This window comes from Frankia sp. CcMO1, from assembly GCF_977945845.1.
Window position 1 is genome coordinate 1 of the sequence record NZ_CDWTMG010000266.1, and the last position, 6,242, is coordinate 6,242.

Annotated in this window: 5 protein-coding genes and 1 pseudogene; 2 read left to right on the forward strand and 4 right to left on the reverse strand. The window is 69.5% G+C overall.

All coding sequences use genetic code 11. The features are described from left to right. A pseudogene (locus tag AC08OU_RS21435) lies at positions 1-1,433 on the forward strand (hypothetical protein); the annotation flags it as partial. A gap of 211 nt (positions 1,434-1,644) precedes the next feature. Here AC08OU_RS21435 and AC08OU_RS21440 read toward each other — a convergent pair. The 3 genes from AC08OU_RS21440 to bioB form a co-directional block, all read right to left on the reverse strand. Continuing rightward, positions 1,645-2,226, reverse strand: coding sequence for a Fic/DOC family protein (locus AC08OU_RS21440; protein WP_462203979.1), 582 nt, complete (start codon positions 2,224-2,226; stop codon positions 1,645-1,647). Then, positions 2,223-2,828, reverse strand: a complete 606-nt coding sequence (locus AC08OU_RS21445; RefSeq protein ID WP_476602160.1) for a type II toxin-antitoxin system antitoxin SocA domain-containing protein — start codon at positions 2,826-2,828, stop codon at positions 2,223-2,225. Before AC08OU_RS21445 ends, AC08OU_RS21440 begins: the two co-directional genes overlap by 4 nt. A gap of 239 nt (positions 2,829-3,067) precedes the next feature. Then, positions 3,068-4,171, reverse strand: coding sequence for a biotin synthase BioB (gene bioB, locus AC08OU_RS21450; protein ID WP_476602159.1), 1,104 nt, complete (start codon positions 4,169-4,171; stop codon positions 3,068-3,070). A 392-nt stretch (positions 4,172-4,563) separates the two neighbouring features. Here bioB and idi point away from each other — a divergent pair, with 392 nt between their 5' ends. Further along, on the forward strand, positions 4,564-5,196 hold the full coding sequence (gene idi, locus AC08OU_RS21455) for an isopentenyl-diphosphate Delta-isomerase (RefSeq protein WP_476605637.1): 633 nt from the start codon (positions 4,564-4,566) through the stop codon (positions 5,194-5,196). A 190-nt stretch (positions 5,197-5,386) separates the two neighbouring features. Here the strand turns inward: idi and AC08OU_RS21460 are convergent, their stop codons facing one another. Next, positions 5,387-5,959 carry a hemerythrin domain-containing protein gene (locus AC08OU_RS21460; RefSeq protein WP_462189143.1) on the reverse strand — a complete coding sequence of 191 codons (573 nt, stop codon included), beginning with the start codon at positions 5,957-5,959 and terminating at the stop codon, positions 5,387-5,389. Positions 5,960-6,242: the final 283 nt, after the last annotated feature.

A 6,242-nucleotide genomic window follows, 5' to 3' on the forward strand; every position in this document is an offset into this window, starting at 1 on the left:
TCTACATGGCGCCGGAACAGTTCGACGGCCGGCCGCCGGGACCGGCGTGCGACCTGTACGCGCTCGGGATCGTCCTCTACGAACTGCTCAGCGGCCGCCCACCGTTCGTCCGGGTGCTGTCGATGGCGCAGCTGATGGACCATCATCTGCGCGTCGCGCCGCAACCACTGGACGCCGCGCCGCCGGCGATCGCCGCGGTGGTGGACCGGGCGCTGCGCAAGGAGCCCGGTGCACGCCCGCCGTCGGCCCACGCGTTCGCCCTGGATCTCGCCGCCGCGACGGCTCAGGCGCTCGGTGCGGACTGGCTCACCCGCTGCCCGCTGCCGCTGCGGCTCGACGACGATGTGCGCGACGCGGCGCGCGGCAGTCCGTCGGCCCGCACCCCGCCAGCCGTCCCGCCGCCAGCCGTCACGCCGTCAGCCACCGCCTCACCACGCCGATGGTCGGCCGACGTGATCCGGCGCCGGTCCCTGAACCGGACCGCGCGGCGCGACCTCCGCCCGGCCGACATCACGTCCGCGCCGTTGCGGGTGGACTACCCGTACAGTGTGGTCGCCGCGCCGGACGGTGCGGTGTACGTGTCCCAACGGCTACGTCACCGGGTGCTCCGGATCGAACGCGACGGCCGGACGGTCCATGTGGCCGGCTCCGGCAAGAGCGGCCCGCACGGTGACGGGGGGCCGGCCGTCGACGCCGAGCTGGACAACCCGTGCGGGCTGGCTCTGGGCCCCGACGGTTCTCTGTTCATCGCGGACAGCTTCAACAATCGGATCCGCCGGGTCGCGCCGGACGGTCGGATCGTCACCGTCGCCGGCTCCGGCCGTCACGGCCCGCCGGCCGGCCCCGCCGCCCGGCACGCCACCTCACTCGACCTGGCGCACCCGCACGGCGTCTACGCTGACGCGGCGGGCCGGGTGTACGTCGCGAACACCGGCGGCCACCAGGTGATCCTGATCGACCCGGATCTGCGGGCGGCACCGCTGGCGGGGGCGGGTGTCCCCGGCCTGTCCGGAGATCACGGACCCGCCCAGTTCGCCCAGCTCCGGCGCCCGCACGACGTCACGGCCCCGCCCGGACGGAATGTCTACCTCGCCGACACCGACAATCACCTGCTGCGGGCGGTCGATGCCGACGGGACCATCTCCACGGCTGCCGGGATGTTCTACGGCGCGTCCCCCGACGACGGAGCCCCGGCCCGGATCGCGGACGTCGGTCGGCCCCACTCGCTGGCGCCCACCCCCTCGGGCGGTCTGCTGGTCACCGACCCCGACCGGGGACGGGTCCGCCTCGTCACCCGCGATCGACTCGTCCGCACCTTCGCGGACGCCCGAACAGGTCTGCGGCGACCGCTCGGTGTCACCGTCCACAGCGACGGCACCGCCTTCGTCGTCGACACCGCCCAGCACTTCATCCACCGTCTCCCGGTCGCATAGATCGGTCACCCGGCGTCGGTCCCACTGAGCCCGGCACGGTCCTCCGGGGTTACCCGGGATGGGTCATGCGGAGGCGACGCCGGTTCCGTGCGGGATGTCCCGCCCGACCGTGCATCGCTCGAACCTGCCGGATGGGCCAGGTACGGCTGCTGTGCATCGCATTCGCGGTTCTTCTCGGTCGCCGGGCGCATCGACTGGCGCTCGCAAGTGCCTACATCCTCGGCGTCATGATCGGATCGAGCATATTGACGAGCTCGCCCGGTTCGAAGCTCATGCGGTAGCGATGACAAGCGCCATCGTTGGCCTCTTTACCGAGCTTCTCCCAGAGCACGGTCCAGCCCGCACCCGCCGCGAGCTGTCGTAGGAAGGCCCGTTGAGCTCTGCCGTTTCCTTCCCGGAACGGATGGATGGCGTTCAGGTCGCCGTAGAGTGTCGCAAACCTGAGAACAAAGGATTCTCGCTTAAGCCCTACGAGATGACGGTCTTCGGCCAGGCCCGAGAAAAGATCGTAGAGCTGCCCCTCAACGAACAGCGCCCGGCAGAACGGGTGGCCATCCTTCGCGAGGTTCACAGTACGAATCTCGCCCGCCCATCGGTAGATGTCCTGGAAGAGCATCCGGTGGAAACGACGAAGATGCTCGGTATCGTAAGCGCCCGGGAGGAGGGATGCTCCCAGCTCAGCGTAGCGAAGGCCGGAGATCTGCTGTTCGATGTCGGCGAGCTCATCAGGATCATGTATGTCGAGCCGGTTCCGCAGGCACTCGGTGCCCGGCCAGCAGTACGGGTCGCTCACTGGTCGAGGCCGCGCCCCCTGTGACGGGCGAGAATTTCCGCGACAGCCTCATCGGCTGTGCACGTCCCTGACGCTACCTGCCGGAGTCGAGCCTGCGTATCAGGCGAGAACTCGTGGCCCTCCAGACGCGCGTTGCCGACCGCAGCCGAGACGGCTTCGTCGACTGACATCCTCAGCCGAGCGTAGTAGTCCGCCATGATCGTTGGCTCTATGGGCTCGTTAGACGACTCCCCCTCCGGCAACCCTGCACGCGCCAGCCGCCACGGCGCCTCCACCTGCGTCATCCGCGACAGTTCGTCGCCACTGAAAGGCCCGTACTTTTGCAGCACCCACTCGATGGTCCGAGTCGCCTGGGGCCCGAGTCGACGGGGATCCCCCGCTGGCCATGAGCTGACGCAGAAGCAGCCGCGGTGCTTCTCGAAGAGCGCCCATACCACCGGACCGTTCGACCAGGCCTGAACCTCTTCGTCGAAGAGATTCACGCGATGGTTGGCGAGATGCCATGCCTGCGAGTAGTAGACCAGCTTCTGCAAACGCCAGGTGGCCATCATCCCGAGTCGCGCGAGGATGAAGGCGGCAACATCATGGACGTTCTCGGCCATACCCTCACCTCCCTCGGACTCTGCGCACCGAGCGCACCGAGCAATACCCTGTACTGAAATATTTTACGCGCGCAGGGCAGGGGGCATCGCGCCTTGCCCCACGCGGGACCGCTCTTTCGAACCAGATCTGGTCGCCGAGGCCCAGGCACTCATGCTCGTTCTGGGCATACCGGGCCCGGCCAGCCCAGCCAGGCGAACGTCCACTTGATCATCCGCCGGCCGGGCGGTGGATGCCGGGATCAGGCGTTGGGCGGCAGGGCGGTGCCGGCACCGCGCTGACGCAGCGCGACCCGCTCCGGGCCCGCGCCCGCGGCCACAGCCGCCTCGGCCTCGGTATCGGTGTCGGCGTCGAGACCTTCCACCGTGAATCCCGCCTCGGCGATCATCTTCAGGTCCTGGTGGCCCTCCTGGCCCTCACCGGTCAGGTAGTCACCGAGGAAGATGGAGTTCACCACCGAGAGGGCGAGGGGCTGCATCGAGCCGAGATGAATCTCCCGGCCGCCCGAGAGCCGCACCTCGGCCGTGGGGTTGACGAACCGGACCATGGCGAGAATGCGCAGGCACTGCCGGGGGTTGAGGTTCCACTCCGCGCCCAGGGGCGTGCCCTCGAATGGCATGAGGAAGTTGACCGGGATGGAGTCCGGGGCCAGCTCGCGCAGCGCGAAGGCGACGTTGACGAGGTCCTCGTCGCTCTCCCGCATGCCGGCGATGATGCCCGAGCAGGGTGAGAGGCCGGCATGCCTGGCTTCCTGCACCGTGTCAACCCGGTCGTTGTAGGTGTGCGTCGTGCAGACGTCTGCGTACTTCTCACCGGCTGTGTTCAGGTTGTGGTTGTAGGCGTCCGCACCGGCCGCCCGCAGCCGTGCGGCCTGCCCGTCGGACAGCAGGCCGAGGCACGCGCACACTTCCACGCCCGGATGTGCGGTCTTGATCGCGCCGACCGTGTCCGCCACGCGGTCGACGTCCCGGTCCGTCGGCCCGCGGCCGCTCGCGACCAGGCACACCCGGCGGGCACCGCCCGAGATGCCGGCACCGGCCGTCGCAGCGGCCTCCTCGGGCTTGAGCCAGGTGTACTTCAGGATTCCCGTGTTCGAACCGAGCCGCTGCGAGCAGTAGGAACAGTCCTCCGGACAGAGCCCGCTCTTGAGGTTCACCAGGAAGTTCAGCTTGACACGCCTGCCAAAGTACCTCCGCCGGAGCCGGTAGGCGGCGGCGATGACATCCATGAGATCGTCGTCGTCACTGCGCAGGACGGCTAGGGCCTCGTCCCGGGTCGGGGCCCGACCACTCACCCCCTTGCTGACAAGGCTGTTCAGGGTGGCTGACAGGTCCATGTCCGTCATCCTCGATCCTCTGCTGGCACGGCGGGCACTGGCGGGCACTGGCGGGCGGCGGAAACCTGCAGGTGATCGTCCTTCCGCCACGCCCACACTCTCATCGTTACCTTGATCGGAACCAGCAATCGCCCATGCCGGGGCGGGGGTACGGCCGGGGTTACCCGGACGTGGACGTGGCCGACCGGCGCCGGCGGGCAGGATGGGGAGGAAGGGGAGGATGGGTATGTGGCGACTGGATCCCGGTGGAGGAAAACGACACGTGCGCGTTGGGCGACAGCGTCGCCGGCGCCCGCCCCACAGCCACCCGCGCCCACCCCACACCGACCGGACCAGCGACTGGACCTTCGACCGGAAAGTGAGGCCCACCAGTGAGCCCGCAAGGATCCGACTCCGACGTCGTGACGGTGCCGCGTGACGCGGCGTCACCACAGACGGTGTCGCGTGAGACCGCACCGGTCCCGCCCGCCGCCGACGAGGTCGTGCTCCTCGACGCCGAACGCCGCCCCTGCGGGACGGCGCCGCGGATCGCCGTGCACGGCCTCAACACCCCCCTGCACCTGGCGTTCTCGTCCTACCTTTTCGACCCGGCCGGCCGGCTGCTCGTCACCCGCCGATCGCTCGACAAGCGGACCTGGCCAGGGGTATGGACGAACAGCTGCTGTGGGCATCCCCGCCCAGGCGAGGACCTGGCGCGGGCCGTCGAGCGCCGGGTGGGCCAGGAACTCCGCCTGGAGCTGACCGACCTGCACTGCGCGCTGCCGGACTTCGCCTACCGCGCCACCGCCGCCGACGGTCTCGTGGAGAACGAGGTCTGCCCGGTCTACGTAGCGCGGGCGCTCGGGGACCCGGATCCGGACCCGGCCGAGGTGGTCGAGTGGCGCTGGGTCGAGTGGGACGACTACCGCCGGGTAGCCGCCGCCGCGCCCTGGGCGCTGAGCCCCTGGTCGGTCGACCAGATGGCGGCGTTCAGCGCGGCGGCCCATCCGCTGACCGCCGCGCTCTCCCTCCCCGACGGCGGAACCCACGCCTGAGCCGACCGTCCGGAGAGCCGGTCATCCGTCCTGTTCCAGAGGGCGTCCTGTTCCAGAAGGGTTGCCGTGCCGATGCTGACGCCCGGGGCTGCCGAACCGCGGATGGTCCCGGACGCCGCGCGACCGTCCGCCGCGGCGGCACCGCAACGCCCGCAAGCCGCACGGCGTCAGGTCACGGCACCCCGCCGCGTCACTTCACGGCGTCCCGGACATGGTCGATGATCGAGGCGATTGGGCCTACCGTCCACTGCTTGGCGGTCGAACCGGCGGCTGACGGGTGCGGATGGGTGGGAGCGAACTTCTCCGCCGTCCGGAGCCGACGGCCCATGCTTTCCAGCTGCCTGGCGTCGCGGGCTGCGTGCACCCGGGGGAACTCCTCATTCTCCTCATGCTCGGCGTGGTCGACAACGGCCCGTTCGAAGTCTGCCAGCTTCGCATCGAACTCGGCGCTACCGACATCCATCTTCTCCAGCGCCAGCAGCGCGCGGGTGGCTTCGTCCTCCTCGTGGTTGCGCGCCTCGGCCACCCGACTGTCGATCTTCTTCGTAACCGGCCGCACGATCATCTCCTCGGCGGTCTCGTGCGCGGCGAGCAAAGCCCGCAGCTCGTCGAACGCCCGGCGCTTGTGCTCGCCCGTCGCCGACTTCACGTCCGCGAACAGCTCGCGGATGCGGGCGTGCTGTTCGAGCAGTTCTCCCACGACGTCGTCGTGGGAGAACTGCGCCGCTCGGCCGCCGTCGAACCCAGCGTCATTGATCGGCATGATGTCCTCCTCATCACGGTCCGCCCATCGGGGACCTCGACGTCGGCGTGCCCCGAGAAGGCACTCGAAATCGCGCGGCATCGAGGACGCCCGACCGGCGGGGCCCAACCGACACGTTGGGCTCGTCAGCCTGCCCCGATCGGGGTACCGAGAGTGCCCCGATCCGGCCGGGTCAGCTCGCCGCCTACCGACGTCCCCAATCCGGGCCAGTACGAGGTAGCCATATAAACGGCCCCATGAGTAGCTCATCGTTCCTAGGGCCTGTTTGGGAAGTTTATCGGGG